The organism is Micromonospora vulcania (assembly GCF_042658605.1).
GTDB classification, from domain to species: Bacteria; Actinomycetota; Actinomycetes; order Mycobacteriales; family Micromonosporaceae; genus Micromonospora; species Micromonospora vulcania.
The window spans coordinates 1-15,880 of sequence record NZ_JBHSQS010000010.1 but is presented as its reverse complement, the minus strand read 5'-3'; the positions used below and the strand labels follow the sequence as shown (position 1 = coordinate 15,880).

Sequence of the window (15,880 nt, the reverse complement as noted above, 5' to 3'; positions counted from 1 at the left end):
CGCTAGCGGGCGTCCACCTCGTCGATCTTCTCGGCGCCGAACGTCTCGCGGAGCAGCCGTACTGCCTGCTCCTCGCTCGACTCCCGTGCGGTCTTCTCGTCGATGACCTCGTCCAGCGGCTCGTCGCCCGGATCGAACCCCTCGTAGGTCGGTGTGGCCGCCGGTGTCACCGCGCCACCCGGTCGGCCGCCGCGCAGCGGCCCGTCGAAGTCCGGGTCGTAGGGCGGTTCGCCGGCCCACTCGGCGTCCGCGGTGGGTCGGGCCGCCGGTCCGGTACGCGCACCGCGTCCCGCCGCCGCCGCGCGGGCGGCCGCGATGGCGCTGCTGACCGGCGCACCGCCGGTGGGGGCCGCGTTCGGCTGGCGGGCAGCCGGCGTCGGGTTGGCCCGCGTGCCCGGCGTGCCACCGCCGGTGGCCGATCCGGAGCCGTTGACGCCCGAACCGTGCACGCCAGCGCCGTTCGACCCGGAGCCGTTCGACCCGAAGCCGTTCGACCCGAAGCCGTTCGCGCTGGCCGGTGCGGGAGCTGAGCCCGGCGCGGCGTCGGAGGCCGCGCCGTCCGCAGCCGTGGCACCGCCGGGACGGGCAGCCTCCGGCCAGTCCTCGCCATCGGTAGGCACCGCGGCGAGGGCGCTGCCGCCGGGCTGGGCCGCCTCCGGCCAATCGTCCTCGTCGTCGGCCGTCGCGGCCGACCCACCGGGCTGCCCGCCGGCCGGCTGCTGTGCGCCACGACCGCCGGGGGGGTTCGCGCCGGCACCGGACGAGACAGCGGAGCCACCGGACGGGCCGTGCTGACCACCGTTCCCGCCCGCCGCGTCACGGCCGGTCGGGACCGGCGGGGCGTCCGCCGGGGCGGGCCGAGGCGGGGCGGACGGCTGCGAGCGCGCCGGACCGGACAGCGACACGCCGCCCCGCTCGCCGGCCACCTCGCAGCGGATCTGCCAGCGCCCGCCCAACTCCTCGTACAGCGCGTCGGTCAGCACCGCCGCGTGATCGGACATCATCTTGGCCAGCACCGTGGACTTCACCGTCAGCACCAGCATGTCGCCGTCGAGTTCGCGCACCACCGCGTCGCGCATCAGGGCGGCGATCCGCTTGTTGGTCCGGTTCACCTTGCCGACCACGTCGGGCCAGACCCGGCGGACCGCGACCGCGTCCAGCGGCGCCGGCGCGGCACCGGGTCGGGGTGGCGCCGGGGTCGCCGGGTCGGGCAGCACCGCCGACGGCGGCACCGCACGACGTGGGGCCGGCGATACGGGTACGGCCGGCTCGGCGGGCACCGACGCACCGGGCGACGCCGGAATCGGCGAGTCAGCAGCCGAGGCCGATGCGGTCGAGACCGGGACGCTCGACGTCGGGGCGCTCGACGTCGGGGCGGTCGACGTCGGGACGCTCGACGACGGGGTCGCCGTCGGGGTGCCCGTCGACGGGGGCGCGGAGGTCGGGGCGGCAGCGGGTGCAGGGGTGGCACCGGCAGCCGGACCCGGAGTCGCCGACTGTGGGCGTACTCCCGGGTTGGTGGCTGGCGCGGAGCCGGCGGCGGCCGACGGCGCGTCGGCACCGGCCAGGGTGAGCCGGCGTTCCATCCGCTCCAGGCGCTGGAGCAGGCCACCGGTGGAGTCATCCGTGCCGGGCAGCAACATTCGGGCGCAGATCAGCTCCAGCAGCAGCCGGGGCGCGGTGGTGCCGCGCATCTCCACCAGGCCGTCGTGCACGATGTCGGCGCAGCGGGACAGCGTGCCGGGGCCGAGCTGCGCGGCCTGTGCGGCCATCCGCTCGATCTGGTCGGCGGGGCCGTCGATGAGGCCCTTCGCGGTGGCGTCCGGCACCTGCTGAAGCACGATGAGGTCGCGCAGCCGCTCCAGCAGGTCGGAGGCGAACCGACGCATGTCGTGCCCGGCTTCGGCGACCCGGTCGACGGTGGCGTACGCGGCCGCGCCGTCACCGGCGGCCAACGCGTCGCACATCTCGTCGATCAGCGCGGAGTCGGTGACCCCGAGCAGCGCGACGGCCCGGGCGTAGCTGACCCCCTCCGGGCCGGCACCGGCGATGAGCTGGTCGAGGACCGAGAGGCTGTCCCGCATGCTGCCGCCACCGGCGCGCACCACCAGCGGAAAGACCGCCGGCTCGACGGTGACGCCCTCGGCCTGGGTGAGCTGCTCCAGATAGGGGCGGACCACCTTCGGCGGAAACAGCCGGAACGGGTAGTGGTGGGTCCGCGACCGGATCGTGCCGAGGACCTTCTCCGGCTCGGTGGTGGCGAAGATGAACTTGACGTACTCCGGGGGCTCCTCGACGAGCTTGAGCAGGGCGTTGAAGCCCTGCGTCGAGACCATGTGCGCCTCGTCGATGATGTAGATCTTGAAGCGGCTGTTGGCCGGCGCGAAGAAGGCACGTTCGCGCAGCTCGCGGGCGTCGTCGACACCACCGTGGCTGGCCGCGTCGATCTCTAGCACGTCGATCGAGCCGGCACCGTCGGTGGCCAGCGAGCGGCAGGACTCACACTTGCCGCACGGCTCGGGGGTGGGGCCCTGCTCACAGTTGAGCGAGCGGGCCATGATCCGGGCGCTGGTGGTCTTGCCGCAGCCACGGGGGCCGGAGAAGAGGTAGGCGTGGTTGAGCCGCCCGCTGCGCAGCGCCTGCGACAGCGGTTCGGTGACGTGCTCCTGCCCGATGACCTCGGCGAAGGTACGCGGACGGTACTTGCGGTAGAGCGCCAGCGTCACTCGTCCCGCCTCCTCTCGACCGAGCCATTCTGCGCCGGTCCGCCCCGGGTGACCACCCACCCCGCCGCGTCTCGTCTTGATCGACTCCATGGCGGCATCCGCGGCCCGGGACAGCCCCACATCGGCGGCCTGGCGAGGGGCCCGGAGACAAAAAGGCCTCCCGTGCACCCGGCAGAGCTCGCTTATCCTTGCTGCCTTCCGGCCCTGGGGAGGTTCACGAGATACCGCCGCACGGGAGGTGTCGCCAAGCCTACCCGACCGCCCGTCGATCTTCGGGGGGTGGTGGGGTGGCCCGGCCGACCGGGGCCTGTATCCTGGCTCGCGGAGGATTCGCCTAGAGGCCTAGGGCGCACGCTTGGAAAGCGTGTTGGGTTTACACCCTCACGAGTTCGAATCTCGTATCCTCCGCTCGCCTGAGCAGCACGAACGACAGGGCCGGCCCCACGGGGACCGGCCCTGAGTCGTCTCTACGGTCGCTGCCGTCTCACTTGCCCTGTTCCGGCCCATCTGGCTGTCCGCCGCCCGTCTTTCCCGGGCGGCCCGGCGGGTCGCTCCAGAGCAGTCCGCCGAGCTGCTGCGCGATGTCACGGCGCAGCTGATCCGTCATGTGCTGGTACCGGACGAGCCCCGCCACGGGTGATCGGGCGGGGATTCGCGTCTACGAACTGTCCGCCGGCTACCTGTCGTCCAATGCGCAGCGGGTGATGTTGAACTCTGAGGTTACTCGTAGCCGTTCGACGAGCGGTTTTGACGGCGGGTAGTCCGGGTTAATCCGGCGACCGATGACTACCGCTGCTACTGCTACTGCGCCGGCAGCCCTGAGAGCGAACGCCAATGACTGAACCCGGCCGCCGGTTGTCCATGTGTCATCGAGTAGAAGGATTCTGCCGCCGGACGCGCTGCTCGGCGGCAGGTGGAAGCGGTCGTGGTAGAAACTCCGGTCGTCGGGGCCGTGGGCAGGGTTCGGGACTGGGCGGAGGACGGGAAGAGGCATGCGTCTGGCGACGATGGTCTCCAACGGATGCACGCCTTGTCGGCCTCGTGTGGAGGGGACCGTGACGACGTGTGTGAAAGGGCCGCCGAGTGCGCCAGCGAAGCAGTCCCAGTGATACGCGCGAGATAGAGGACCGTCAGCGACGAGAGGTTTCCCATCGCAACGGCCGACGGCTGCGCGGACTTGTAGACGATCAGGTTGTGATCGTGCTGCGCGCGTGCGACTGAGTAGGCGATCGGAGCAACGAAGTCCGCTTGCGTGCCGTCGGATGCCGAGCGGTGCTGGCTGCACTGGTAGCACAGCTCGAAACCACTGCCCGCAGTGCTGCGACAGACGGCGCAGATGCCATTTCCCGGCGGTAGTGGGTTGCGCAGGTAGTTGCGCTGTCGCTCAACCACCTGCATCTCGTCATGTTGGGCGGTCGCCCATTGCCTAAAGGTCGACAAGGCGCGGTAGACCTTCGAGTGCCTGGGGGGAATCTGGTATCTGACGCACGATGAGATCAACCGTGGCGACGAGCTCGTTAGCTGTCGATACGACGTGCACCCCCGGCCGACTGGCGTACTCGCGTGCCCAGTCGTGCTGTAGGAGCGAGTCAGCCAGAACCACTGGTCGGCCGTGCTGTAGTGCAAGGCGAGCCTGCATCCGAGCCCCGCTGCGGTATGCCGCTTCGACAACGACCGTCGCGGCGGCATAGCCGCTCATGACTGCGTTGCGCATGGGAAAGGTGTGTTTGCCAGGTGGCGCGTCTGGCCAGAACTGACTGAGCACCAAGCCGTCTTTAACTATCTGATTCTGTAGCACTCTGTTCGCTGCTGGATAGTGTCGGTTGACCCCGGTACCGATGACTGCGACCGTGCGGCCACCCGCCCGCAGGGCCGCAGTGTGCGCCGCCGTGTCGATACCGGCAGCTAGACCCGACACGACTGTGATGCCGGATTCTGCCAGTGCCGTGGCGCAGGTCTCGGCAATACCGACGCCATGGTCGGTGGGCTTGCGCGTTCCAACCACCGCCACCGTCCGCCGATCTTCGGCGAGCGTCCCACGCGTGAAGACAATCGGAGGCATCTGATGAATGTCACGGAGACGCGCGGGATATGCTTCGTCGAACAGCGAATGCACGCCGATTCCGTCCGCCGCCCACGCTTGCAGTTCGGTGCGCGCAGCTTTCAACGCATCCCGCACCGGGTCCTCGGCAAACAGGGTCTCCGCCGCGCCAAGATGGCGGCAAAGGACGGCGAGCGCGCTGCCTTCGGCAAGCACCTCGGTGGCTATTTCGGTCCAACGAGCGCCAGGCTGATGAAGCAGCGCAACGAGGGCTGCTACCTGGGCCTGGGAGTTGTCCAGCATGGCAGTGATCCTAGGAGTGCTCTGTACAGACGGCAGCGACACGGGGCTCATTGCCACTCCTCCCCTTCGGCTGCCCTTGACTCTAAGTCTCGTACAGACGTACGGCGGTTTCCGTTTGGCCAGGATCGCGCCATTGTCCAGCCCCGCGGTCCAGGGCGGCACGCTGGCACGCCGCCGCCTGGCGTCGGCATGGCGGCTGGCGCTGCGTGCGAGCAGGGCTGAACCATCTCCGCATCTCCGAGGACGGGTCAGCCCACGACCTGGACGCTCTCCGCGCCCTGCGCCGAGAACCACGCTTCGAGTTCGGCGCCAGCGAGCGACCGGGTCGCACCCTCGTCGACGAAGACCGGGCCGACGACGGCACCCTTCGCGCCTTCGAGCTGGCAGCCGTACATCTTCGCGCCGCTCAACACCGCGGGCATGGTCGTGCCGCCCAGCGTGCACCACCGCAGACTCGCGAACTCAAGATTGGCGTCGCGCAGATCGGTCTTGTAGAGCTTGGCGGAATTGAGGACGGCGTGACTGAGGTCCGCCCCGTGCAGAATGGCCTCGTCGAGCTGCACCGAGAACAGCCGCGCCGAGCGGAACCGCGCCTGCACGGCCGAGCAGCCGACCATTTCCGCCTTGGCCAGGTCGGCGAAGGAGAAGTCGGCACCCTGCAACTCGGCATTGTTCAATGTCGCGTCGCTGAGGTTGGCCTCCTCGAACCGGACGCCGACCAGGTGGGCATTTGCCAGGTAGGCGCCGGTCAGGTCGAGGCGGCTGAGATCTGCGCCGCGAAAATCGAGAAAATCGCCCGAGAGGTACGCCGCAGTCGGGAAATCCGCGGCGAACCACTCCTGGAGCGCCTCCCGAGCATCGGGGTTGTCCGGCCAGCGGGCCACGTCAGCGCTGCTCCGCCTGTATTTGCTGCTCACTTGTCAAACACCACCTTGCCGTCCCAATTCGCACGAATCGGATACGCAGGGCGTCGATGTTGCGGGCGTGCTGGCGGATCTGCTCGGCGTCGACCTCGAACCCGTCGGCCACCTAACTCACCATCGGCGGTACTGCTCGTCGGAGTCGTCCGGGGCGGCGGGATGGGCATCGCGCAACTGCTGCCCGACACGCTCGGAGATCGCCCGCGCCGCAGCCGAATCGGTCCCCAGCGTCTCGCCGATGATCTCCTGCGAGAGGTCGGCCAGTTGCTGCTTGGCGGTGCTGATCGTGTTCATGATCGTACGGGCGACGACGTCCGGCGCGACCCTTTGGATCCGCTGGCCCAGCCGCAGATCGAGCAACGACCCCGTGGAGTCGATGGTGACCTCCACCAGCCCGTTGTCGTCGGCCGCGGTCACGCGAAGCTCCTGGAGCCGCCCGCTCATCGCCTCGGTGGCGGCCGCCAGTTGGTTGATCCGGCCCTTCCACTGCGCCAGGCGCTCCATCGCGCCATCCGGGTCCAGCAGGCCCCCCGTGCTCGATACGCCGGTGCCCATGTGTCCCCTCGGCCGCTCAAGGTGATCATGCTTAGCCGAGGAAGATTAACATGTGATCGCCGTGCCAACAGTCCACAGCAGACCAGGCCACGTGGCACCCCGACGTCGCCGACACGTGGTCAGCCACGTGGGCGCGCCCAGGACAGGAAGCGCTCGGTCAGCACGGCCGGATCCACCTCGGTGAGCTGTTCACCGGCCTCTGCTTGAAGCGTCGCGAGGTAGACGGTCATCGCCAGCCGGTCGTGCCGGTACTCAGCGAGCAGCCGCAACTTCGCCGCCGAGCAGGGCCAGGCAATGCCACACGACTGGCACCGCCAGGTGGGACGGGTAGGCAGATGTTCCCGATGGCGGCGGGGCATGGGCGGGCCTCCTTCGCAGTGGAAGGGGGTCGCCCCGCCTCCCCGTCGGGGCGACCCCCTGACTGACGCAGGCCGCCGGGCTCCTCGCCTCCACCGGCCGCGTCGTCCTCTGCGAACCAACCTTGCGCGCGTCACCAGACAGGTACACCGCGTAACGATATGGTCGGCAGATATTCGAGACATCCGATGGAGGAGCCGTGAACGACGCGCTTCGGGTGGCGTTGAGCGACACCGGGCACACCACCGAATCTCTCGCCGAGAACGTCGGCGTCGACCCCAAGACCGTGGCGCGCTGGCTGACCGAGGGGCGCATCCCGCATCCTCGACACCGGTTCGCAGCAGCGGAAGCCCTCCGCCGGGACGTGTCGGACATCTGGCCGGACACTTCCAGACGTCGAGACCCCATCTGGTTCCGTCCCTGGCAGGAGATCGAGCGTGAGGCCGCCTCTCTGCGCTGGTTTGAATCGACTGTCCTGCCCGGGCTCCTGCAGACCGAGGCGTACGCCCGCGCGGTACTCAGTGGCGCGGGACTGATTCCCCGCGGCGAGATCGAGCGACACCTCTCGGTCCGACTCAACCGGCAGGGTGTGCTCAGGCGGGACGATCCGCCGCAGTTCACCGCGGTCATCGACGAGGCGATACTCCGTCGACCGGTCGGCGGCCGGTCGACCATGCGCGAGCAACTGCTTGCCGTTATCGCGGCGTGCGCCGAGCCGCACATCCGGGTGCACGTCGTGCCCGCCTCGGTCGGCGCGTACGCCGGCCTCAACGGGCCGTTCGTGATCGCGCACAGCCACGACCACCGGGTCGCCGGCTATCTCGACAACCAACTCCAGGGACAAGTGGCTAGCGACGGGGAGGACATCGCGGCCATGATGGCGGCGTGGGAGAACGTGCGCGGCGAGGCGCTGTCGCACTGGCAGTCGGTCGATCTCATGACGGAAGTGGCGGAGACATGGAGCTGAACGGCGCCCGGTGGCGCAAGAGCAGCCGCAGCAGCGGCAACGGCGGCGCTTGCGTTGAGGTCGCCGACAACCTCCCCGGCGTGGTCGGCGTACGGGATTCGAAGGACCCGACCGGCCCGGCGCTCACCTTCGTGCCAACGGCCTGGCGCGCGTTCGTCGCCGAACTCGCCCGGCGGGCCTGAGCGACGGTCGCGGGGCCGGCGCCTAGGTCAGGAGCCGTCGCGGAGGTCGGCGAGGCGTTCGGCCCGGAAGCTGATCTCGTCGAAGGTCACGCTGCATCCGTCGCCGGTCGGGGACTGGCCCGCGAAGCCGATCCGGTCGCGTGAGGTGTCCGCGTCGAGCAGGAAGACGCGGATGAGCTGCCAGGTCGTGCCGTCGAGCGAGGCGTGGTACGCGTAGACCCGGTCGATCCGCGAGACCCGCAGCCACACGGACCGATCCGCTACGACGAAGGCGTTGGAGTCGTCGGCGACACCCCGGCAGATCACCGACACGATCATCGGCTCACCGTCGGGCGAGTACTCGAAGCACAACTTGCCCCAGCGCCGCTCGTCGAGCCAGAGCAGCAGTACCCCGGCGTCGAAGGTGGCGGCGAAGCCCACGGTGACCCGGGCGCTGAGTTGGAAGTCGCCCTCGGGCAGCTCGCCGAGCAGCGTCGCCGCGTTGAGCGTCGCCTCCGGGCTCAGCGGGGCGTCGGCGTCGACCGAGCCGGTGGCCGGGTCGATGAAAATGTCAGTGTGCGGCTGTGCCGACACCGCCACTGCGCCGGTCGCCTCGTCGACGCGCCACAGGTCCGCGGGTGACGGCACGAGCGGAAACGGCACACCGGGAACGCTCAGTCGATCGGCCATGGCTCAGGACCGTACAGCGGCCGGAGAGCTGCCGGAAGACCATCTGGGTCGGCTCGGGCCTCAGCGGGTACGGTCCGGGGATGGCGGCGGCAGGGCCGTCGTACACATGTTCTATCCACAGGCTGTGGACGGCGGAGGGTCCGATGGGTTACCAGCTCAGCGCGGTGGTCGCGGACGCGGAGTTGCTTCGCGAGCAGACCGCCGAGCTGGATCACGCGGTCCTCGGTGACCTACGTCAGGACTTCGCGCTGCTGCCGGTCACCCCGCAGTTGGTGGTGGAGCTGACCGGGTCACTGCCGGACTTCGTGGTGGACGATCGGAGCGCCGAGCAGCCGTTCGACCTGGTGCTGTCGCCGCCGCTGGTCGAGTCACTGACCCGCTGGTCGCAGGCGGGACCGGTGGCGTACGTCGAAGCGGAGTTCGCCGGCGGTGCCGGCTACCAGTCGGCGGCGGTGTGGCTGGGCGGCAGGCTGTCCTGGGGTCCCGGGTTCGACGACGTGTTCGACGCCCCGCGCGAGCAGTGGCCGATCAACGCGGCGCTGGTTCGGCTCGGTGTCGAGCCGGGCACGTGGATCGACCCGTTCGCCGAGCTGGGGTTGCACCTGGAGCGGAACACCGCCGGTTGGTTGGCGCACGGGCGGCGGCGGCTCAGCGCCGACTACTGGGATGAGCTGGTTGAGGAGTGGGAAAACCGGTAATCCGCCGGCTGCCAGCAACCTATTTGCCCTGGTCGCGTTGGGGACTGGGGGATTCCATGAAATTACGACAATTTGCGTTTATTTCCACGCTGCTGACGGCTGCGTCGATCGCGGGCAGCGGCTCACCGCCGCCCGGGCCGATTCCGGAGAACCGGCCCGCCGGCAACGTGGAGATCATCGACTTGAACGGCCTGCGCAACATCGAGTTCGGCGACACCGAGGACGAGCTGACCCGCCGGGGCATCCTGCGTACCGACCTGGATGCCTGCGGGCCTATTCTCGCCGGCCACGACATGGTCAGCCCGGTCTTCGCCGAGGAGAAACTGGTGCTGCTCTGGGTCGGCGACCCGATGCGGACACCGGAGGGCATCACCACTGGCTCACCGGTCGACCAGGTCTGGGAGCGGTATCCGTCGGTCACCCGGCTGCGCGCTCCACAGGGGACGTACCGCCTCGACGGGCTACTCGCCCGCCACGGCGACCGCGCGTACCTCTTCCTGCACGACGGGCACACGGTCCGAAAAACGATCGCCGGGTACGCCGACTGGGCCCGCCGCCTCTTCGACGAGGGCGCCGGCCCCTGCTGAACGGAACGACCGCCAGAAGTCGTACGAGTGTGTCGCCGCGAAATCCGTCGAACCGGATCCACCGGCACCGGCCAGCACCCGCACGTACGGTGCATCACCGTGCAGCCGGGGCCAGCCCGCCCTTCCGGTCCGGGCGAAGTCGCTCCAGGCCCGGACCATCTCCTCGGAGAGCCGCCGCTGGGTCGGCGTGAGCGCCTCGGCGTAGTCGACGGTGAACAGGTAGGGCAGTTCGGCGCAGTGGTACGCGCCGGTCGGGAAGGTCGCCTCGGGCCCGGCGGTGAAGAACGGCGCATCGTCGTCGGCGAACTCGTACGCGTACGTCGGCACCCGTCGGGAGAACTGCAGCGCGGCCGAGTAGATCGGCTCGGCGTACTCGTGATCGGTCAGCACGGCGGCCAACGTCTCGCTGGCCGAGTGCGCGTCGTCGCCCGGGTAGCGGGCCAGCACCTCCTCGGCCCGGTCACCGAAGGCGGCCCGTACCTGCTCGCGGTACTGCTCGTCGGTGAGCGGGCACGACTCGGGCTGCTCACCGGGCTCGGGTGGCGTCGGGCAGTTCAACCCACTGCGTTCCATCCCCCACACCAGCAGCCGGGACTCGTCCCGGTTCAGCCCGACCAGCACCGGCACCGGGTGCAGCCGACCGGTGGCCAACGCGTCCGACGGGTCGACCGGCAGCGTACGGCCGTCGACGACCGGGCCGAGCTCGACGCCCGCACCCGGATAGCCGGCCGCCTCGATCAGCGTGGCCGGGTCACGCCCACGCAGACAGGCGGCGACCGTGGCCGGATCGGTGCAGCCGACCTCCCGGGCGAACGTCTCGGCCGCCGCGGTCGCGTCGACCCGACTCTGCACCGGGTTGGCGCACGAGTTGCTCTGCATGATCGCCCGATGGAACAGACCAGCGGAGGCGGGCGCGGCCAGGTGCGCACACACGCTGGTGGCCCCGGCGGATTGACCGATCAGGGTCACGTTGCCCGGATCACCACCGAAGGCGGCTATGTTCCGCCGTACCCAGCGCAGCGCCGCCTGCTGATCCTGTAGGCCGTAGTTGCCCACGGACCCGCCCGCCCCGGCCAGCGCCGGATGCGCCAGAAAGCCGAGCGCGCCGAGCCGGTAGTTCACCGTGACGACGATGACGTCGCCGCCGGCCGCCAGCCGCTGCCCGCCGTAGACGTCGCCACTGCCGAACCGGAAGTCGCCGCCGTGCAGCCACACCAGCACCGGTCGGGGCGTACGGGCGGGGGCTCGTGGGGTGGTGACGTTCAGGTGGAGGCAGTCCTCGGACTCCGAGGGGGAGTCCATCGGCAGCCCCTGGATCTGGGCGCAGGCGTCGCCCGGCCGGGTCGCGTCACGAACGCCGGTCCAGGTCGGGCCGGGCTGTGGCGGGGCCCAACGCAGCGCGCCCAGCGGCGGACTCGCGTACACGATGCCCTGGAACGACCGATGATCCGCCGCGACGGTGCCGCGCAGCGCGCCCTGGGCGGTCCGGACCACGGCCGGTCCCCGGCCGCCGGCCTCCGCGGCGCTCGCACCGGCGGCCACCGCCGGCGCGAGCAGCGCGACCGCGCCAAGGGCGGCAACCCACCGTGGGTACGGGATGCTGGTCATGATCTCCCCCTTCGTCAGATCCGGTACGCCGTACGCACCGGATAGACGCTGAGCATGCCGAGCTCAAGATGGGCCGGCCAGGGTGCTCTAGTGCGCTACGGTCGGAAGCCGACCGACGGGAGGGCGCTCGTGACGGAGTTCGACGAGTCGACGCCGCCGTATCTGCGCATCGTCGGGGAGCTACGTCGGCGCATCACGGCCGGCGAGCTGGGCCCCGGCGACCGGGTGCCGTCCACCCGGCAGATCGTCCGCGAGTGGGGGGTCGCGATGGCGACCGCCAGCCGGGCCCTCACCGCACTACGACAGGAGGATCTGGTCCGGGCGGTGCCCGGCGTGGGCATGGTGGTGACCGGCCCGACACCGACGCCGGCCAGCCGGGGCGCGCGGCGGGGCGCCGCCAGGGGCGTGACCCGCGACCAGGTCGTACGGACCGCCACCGGGATCGCCGACGCCGAGGGGTTGCCGGCGCTGAGTATGCGACGCATCGCGACCGAGCTGGACGTGCCGACCATGTCGCTGTACCGGCACGTCCGGGGCAAGGAGCAGCTCCTGCTGCTGATGGCGGACGCGGCCTTCGCCGGCCATCAGCTGCCCCACACGTTCCCGCCCGGGTGGCGAGCCCAACTGGAGTTGCTCTGCCGACTCCAGTGGTCGATCTACCGTCGGCATCCCTGGCTGGCCCAGGTGATCTCGCTGACCCGCCCGCTGCTGGCGCCGAACGCCGTCGCGCACACCGAACGGGCCCTTGCCGCCCTCGCCGGGCACGGCCTGGACGAGCACACCCAGCTCCACCTGGTGGCCGCCCTGGCCAACCACGTACGCGGCACCGCCGTCAACCTCGAACGGGAGGCCGAGGCGGAACAGGACACCGGCCTGACCGACGACGAGTGGATGCTGGCCCAGGCGGACGTGTTCACCGCGCTGCTCACCGCGGGCGAGTTTCCGCACCTGGCCCGGCTCAACCGGGCGCCGGTCGACCTCAACGTCGACAGCCTGTTCGAGTTCGGCCTGCAACGGCTGCTCGACGGGGTCGCGGAGGTACTCAGACGGTGACCGGGCCACCGCAGCGGCGGCGGGCTCTGTGCCGGGTCGACCGGTGCGAACGGGAACCCGTTCACACCGGACGACCATTACAGCGGCAGGTCATGCCTGCGGCCGTTCCCGGCGCTCCGCGTGGAGAACCTCGGCTCTACTCGCCGTTGTGAATGGCGTATCCGCCAACGAGAACCGGGTAGCGGGGTCTCGTGGGCAGTTCCGGGGGGAGATCCGTCTCCGGGTCGAGGCAGTGGGTGGGCGGCCGCTCGCTCCCGTTCTGTGCCTGAGCGTCGACGATCTGATCCGGCCCTCGTCCACCGTCGATGATCTTCACGTAGTAGCCATGGTTCTTCACGGTGCCCTGGCCCTCCGGGACGATCGCGGTGAAGATCGCGACGTTTCCGGTGACCTTCAGGCACGTCACGTCGGCTCGCCCCTGCGCGACCAGCGTGCCGTCCGGCAGCTCGTGCCGGTACAGGAACTGGCCGTACGTCGATCCGCCGGCCGTCGTCGCCGCCTGGACACCGAACCAGATCCGGTGCCCAACCACGTTGGGTTCGTCGTACACGAATCGTCCGATCCCGGCGACGAACGACCGCCCGGACGTGGCGCTTGTCGCTGCGGACTGCTGAGCCTGCGCGACCTCGGACCGCTGGGCCTGCGTCACCTCGGACTGCTGGGCCTGCGCGGCGGAGGGTGATGCCGCCACGCCGGCTGCCGCAACCACCGCCAAAGCCGTCGCACGGAAACTAGACCTGAACATGTCGCTCCCTTTGACCGTTGGTCGACTGACACGCTCAGCATCGCCGCAGGTCAATGCAAGCGAATCCCGCCGCCGAGCCAGCCGCATCCCCGGGCCGAGGGAGCCGTGCCGTGCCGGCGGGGAGGCGGCTGTGGGAACGTCCTCGTTCGCGCCGTCCGAAGGTCGCAACTCGGACCACGAACGAAACGCCCGGCCGATCCTCACGGATCGACCGGGCGTTCAGCCTGTTCACTGGCGGTGGCGGCGGGATTTGAACCCGCGGAGGGCGTAAACCCTCACACGCTTTCGAGGCGTGCTCCTTAGGCCACTCGGACACGCCACCGCCGAAGAGGCTACAGGACCACCGGTTGCGACGCCGAACCGGTATCGCCCGCGCCGGCCTGGCAGGATCTTTGCCATGAGTACGCACATCGGCGCGAAGCCGGGCGAGATTGCCGAGCGGGTCCTGATGCCGGGCGACCCGCTGCGGGCCAAGTGGATCGCAGAGACCTACCTCGAGGGCGCCACCTGCTACTCGACGGTCCGGGGCATGCTGGGCTTCACCGGCCGCTGGAACGGCGTCGACGTCTCCGTCCAGGGCTCCGGCATGGGCATGCCGTCCGCCTCCATCTACGCCCACGAACTGATCAACGAGTACGGCGTGAAGACGCTGATCCGGGTCGGCTCCTGCGGTGCCCTCAGCACCGACCTCCAACTGCGCGACGTGGTCGCCGCGATCGGGTCGTCCACCGACTCGAACATGAACCGGATGCGTTTCGACGGGCTGATCGACTACGCGCCGGTGGCCGACTTCGGGCTGCTGCGTACCTCGGTCGAGGTGGCGGAGCGGCGCGGCATCGCCATGCACGTCGGGCCGATCCTGGCGGCGGACGCCTTCTACACCGACCGGCCGGACCTCTACGACACCCTCGCCGACTACGGCGTGCTCGCGGTGGAGATGGAGTCCGCGGCGCTCTACACGATCGCGGCCCGGTTCAAGGCGCGGGCGCTGACCGTACTGACCGTCAGCGACCACATCAAGACCGGCGAGAAGACCACCTCCGAGGAACGCGAGCAGACCTTCAGCCAAATGGTCGAGATCGCCCTAGACACAATCATCACCTAACCCACCCCTCTGTCCTCCCCGCCCCGCCCCTCCCCCCTGCCCGCCCCTCCTCGCCCCCTCCTCGCCCCCTCCTCGCCCCCCGCGGGGCTGTCTCGCCCCTCTCCTCGCCGATCTAGGGGAAATCGTTGCTAGTGGATCTCAATCCACGACGATTTGCCCTAGATCAACTGGGCAGGGTGGGAGCGGGAGGGAGGGGGAGAGGGGGGACGGGGCTGGTGAGGGCCCGAGGGGGAGCGGGGAGCGGGGCGGGCGGCGCCGGGCGGGGCGGGCGGGCGGGCGGGCGGGTAGCACGTTGGGGTTGGGATTGGGGCGTCGTCCACAGGGCCTCGGGTTATCCACAGGGCGCGGTGGTGGGTCAGCGGAGAGCGGTGGATGGCCGCAATGGTCGCCATCGTGGACATCTACTCGCAGGCGGCCGGATTACCCTGGCGCCTGCCAATCGACCAGCAGTCACGCAGCTATCACCAGCTGCTGAGCGCCGGGTTACCTGCGGGGGCGATCAGTTGGCGCTTACGCAGAGGGCGAATTCAGCGGCCGTACCACGGTAGGTACATCCCTGGCCCGGACCTGCCGGGGCTATGGGGGCGCGCGCAAGCCGCACTGATGGACAGCCCGCACTCGGTTCTGGGCTTCCACACCGCCGCCCAACTACACGGCTTCGGGGTCGCGCCGACCGAAAGCATCCACCTGCTCACGCAGGCGGGAGGTCCCTTCCCACAGCGGCGAGGGGTTACCGCGCACCAAACGGTCCTACCGATCGGCCCACCCGTACGCATCGTCGGTCTTCCATGCGCGAGCGCGGCACGGGTCGCCGTGGACCTCGCTCGTTCACTTCCCCGATTCGATGCCCTACCGGTCCTGGACGCCGCGCTCTTCGCCGGCGCGGTGACACCGGAGGACCTGCTCATCGAGGTTGGGAGACACGATGGCCTACGCGGTGTGCGGCAGGCACGTGAGTTGGTCGCGGTCGCGGACGGGCGGGCGGAATGCAGGCAGGAGAGCCAGCTCCGGCTCCTCCTGACGGACGCCGGCATCAGGGATTACGTACCCCAGTTGCCGGTACGTGACGACACCGGTTGCGTACGCTGCCGCCTTGACCTCGGCGATCCTCACCACATGATCGCTGCGGAGTACGACGGTTCGTCCCACCTGAGCCGGCAACGCCTGCAACAGGACCGCTGGCGCCACAACTGGCTGGAGCAGCGAGGTTGGGCGATGCGCTACTTCACATCCTCAGACCTCTACCACTCCCCCCACCAGATCCTCTCCACGCTCGCCGCCGCCCGTCGATCTAGGGCATATCGTCGTCCGTGGAGATCAAGTAACGACGATACGCCCTAGATCGACGGGCAAGGCGGCGCGCG

Annotated in this window: 16 protein-coding genes, 2 tRNA genes, 1 other RNA gene and 1 pseudogene; 8 read left to right on the top strand and 12 right to left on the bottom strand. The window is 70.0% G+C overall.

The window, feature by feature from the left end; translation table 11 throughout:
* Window positions 1–2: 2 nt before the first annotated feature.
* Together ACFQGL_RS17960 and ffs are read right to left on the bottom strand one after the other, a co-directional pair.
* Window positions 3–2,726 (bottom strand): DNA polymerase III subunit gamma and tau, encoded by a 2,724-nt coding sequence (locus ACFQGL_RS17960; protein ID WP_377513201.1) that lies wholly within the window; start codon window positions 2,724–2,726, stop codon window positions 3–5.
* A 151-nt stretch (window positions 2,727–2,877) separates the two neighbouring features.
* Window positions 2,878–2,967, bottom strand: an RNA gene (gene ffs, locus ACFQGL_RS17955) — signal recognition particle sRNA small type.
* A gap of 82 nt (window positions 2,968–3,049) precedes the next feature.
* Here ffs and ACFQGL_RS17950 point away from each other — a divergent pair.
* Window positions 3,050–3,134: transfer RNA gene (locus tag ACFQGL_RS17950), tRNA-Ser, on the top strand.
* Window positions 3,135–3,210: 76 nt separating this feature from the next.
* On the opposite strand, the gene ACFQGL_RS17945 is transcribed toward ACFQGL_RS17950, so the two are convergent.
* The 6 genes from ACFQGL_RS17945 to ACFQGL_RS17920 all read right to left on the bottom strand — a co-directional run bounded on the left by ACFQGL_RS17945 (window position 3,211) and on the right by ACFQGL_RS17920 (window position 6,904).
* Window positions 3,211–3,333: a hypothetical protein gene (locus ACFQGL_RS17945; RefSeq protein WP_377513199.1), complete on the bottom strand. Its 123-nt coding sequence runs from the start codon at window positions 3,331–3,333 to the stop codon at window positions 3,211–3,213.
* Between the two features lie 819 nt (window positions 3,334–4,152).
* Window positions 4,153–5,070 (bottom strand): DNA-processing protein DprA, encoded by a 918-nt coding sequence (locus tag ACFQGL_RS17940; protein ID WP_377513197.1) that lies wholly within the window; start codon window positions 5,068–5,070, stop codon window positions 4,153–4,155.
* A gap of 248 nt (window positions 5,071–5,318) precedes the next feature.
* The gene (locus tag ACFQGL_RS17935) at window positions 5,319–5,987 is read right to left on the bottom strand and encodes a pentapeptide repeat-containing protein (protein WP_377513195.1); all 669 of its coding nucleotides are present in this window, start codon (window positions 5,985–5,987) and stop codon (window positions 5,319–5,321) included.
* Window positions 5,956–6,099 carry a hypothetical protein gene (locus ACFQGL_RS17930; protein ID WP_377513193.1) on the bottom strand — a complete coding sequence of 48 codons (144 nt, stop codon included), beginning with the start codon at window positions 6,097–6,099 and terminating at the stop codon, window positions 5,956–5,958. Before ACFQGL_RS17930 ends, ACFQGL_RS17935 begins: the two co-directional genes overlap by 32 nt.
* A gap of 5 nt (window positions 6,100–6,104) precedes the next feature.
* Window positions 6,105–6,545: a YbaB/EbfC family nucleoid-associated protein gene (locus tag ACFQGL_RS17925; protein ID WP_377513191.1), complete on the bottom strand. Its 441-nt coding sequence runs from the start codon at window positions 6,543–6,545 to the stop codon at window positions 6,105–6,107.
* Window positions 6,546–6,664: 119 nt separating this feature from the next.
* Entirely contained in the window at window positions 6,665–6,904 is a 240-nt protein-coding gene (locus tag ACFQGL_RS17920) for a flavin reductase (RefSeq protein ID WP_377513189.1), read from the bottom strand.
* Between the two features lie 197 nt (window positions 6,905–7,101).
* Between ACFQGL_RS17920 and ACFQGL_RS17915 the strand changes: the two genes are divergently transcribed.
* Together ACFQGL_RS17915 and ACFQGL_RS17910 are read left to right on the top strand one after the other, a co-directional pair.
* The gene (locus ACFQGL_RS17915; protein ID WP_377513187.1) at window positions 7,102–7,869 is read left to right on the top strand and encodes a Scr1 family TA system antitoxin-like transcriptional regulator; all 768 of its coding nucleotides are present in this window, start codon (window positions 7,102–7,104) and stop codon (window positions 7,867–7,869) included.
* Complete coding sequence (locus ACFQGL_RS17910) at window positions 7,860–8,051, top strand: DUF397 domain-containing protein (RefSeq protein WP_377513185.1); 192 nt, start codon at window positions 7,860–7,862, stop codon at window positions 8,049–8,051. Before ACFQGL_RS17915 ends, ACFQGL_RS17910 begins: the two co-directional genes overlap by 10 nt.
* A 27-nt stretch (window positions 8,052–8,078) precedes the next feature.
* On the opposite strand, the gene ACFQGL_RS17905 is transcribed toward ACFQGL_RS17910, so the two are convergent.
* The gene (locus ACFQGL_RS17905) at window positions 8,079–8,720 is read right to left on the bottom strand and encodes a DUF1349 domain-containing protein (RefSeq protein WP_377513183.1); all 642 of its coding nucleotides are present in this window, start codon (window positions 8,718–8,720) and stop codon (window positions 8,079–8,081) included.
* Between the two features lie 143 nt (window positions 8,721–8,863).
* Here ACFQGL_RS17905 and ACFQGL_RS17900 point away from each other — a divergent pair, with 143 nt between their 5' ends.
* Window positions 8,864–9,418, top strand: a complete 555-nt coding sequence (locus ACFQGL_RS17900; protein ID WP_377513181.1) for a hypothetical protein — start codon at window positions 8,864–8,866, stop codon at window positions 9,416–9,418.
* A 92-nt stretch (window positions 9,419–9,510) separates the two neighbouring features.
* A complete protein-coding gene (locus ACFQGL_RS17895) occupies window positions 9,511–10,005 on the top strand; it encodes a hypothetical protein (protein WP_377513542.1) in 495 nt (164 codons plus the stop codon).
* 132 nt (window positions 10,006–10,137) lie between these two features.
* Here ACFQGL_RS17895 and ACFQGL_RS17890 read toward each other — a convergent pair.
* Window positions 10,138–11,613, bottom strand: a pseudogene (locus tag ACFQGL_RS17890) (carboxylesterase/lipase family protein); the annotation flags it as partial.
* 129 nt (window positions 11,614–11,742) lie between these two features.
* Between ACFQGL_RS17890 and ACFQGL_RS17885 the strand changes: the two are divergent.
* A complete protein-coding gene (locus ACFQGL_RS17885; protein ID WP_377513179.1) occupies window positions 11,743–12,666 on the top strand; it encodes a TetR/AcrR family transcriptional regulator C-terminal domain-containing protein in 924 nt (307 codons plus the stop codon).
* 136 nt (window positions 12,667–12,802) lie between these two features.
* Here ACFQGL_RS17885 and ACFQGL_RS17880 read toward each other — a convergent pair whose 3' ends face one another.
* Window positions 12,803–13,357, bottom strand: coding sequence for a hypothetical protein (locus tag ACFQGL_RS17880; protein ID WP_377513177.1), 555 nt, complete (start codon window positions 13,355–13,357; stop codon window positions 12,803–12,805).
* Between the two features lie 286 nt (window positions 13,358–13,643).
* Window positions 13,644–13,733, bottom strand: a tRNA-Ser gene (locus tag ACFQGL_RS17875).
* Between the two features lie 75 nt (window positions 13,734–13,808).
* Here ACFQGL_RS17875 and deoD point away from each other — a divergent pair.
* Both deoD and ACFQGL_RS17865 read left to right on the top strand, forming a co-directional pair.
* Complete coding sequence (gene deoD, locus ACFQGL_RS17870) at window positions 13,809–14,516, top strand: purine-nucleoside phosphorylase (RefSeq protein ID WP_377513175.1); 708 nt, start codon at window positions 13,809–13,811, stop codon at window positions 14,514–14,516.
* A 372-nt stretch (window positions 14,517–14,888) separates the two neighbouring features.
* Window positions 14,889–15,857 (top strand): hypothetical protein, encoded by a 969-nt coding sequence (locus ACFQGL_RS17865; RefSeq protein WP_377513173.1) that lies wholly within the window; start codon window positions 14,889–14,891, stop codon window positions 15,855–15,857.
* The last annotated feature ends 23 nt before the right edge of the window (window positions 15,858–15,880 follow it).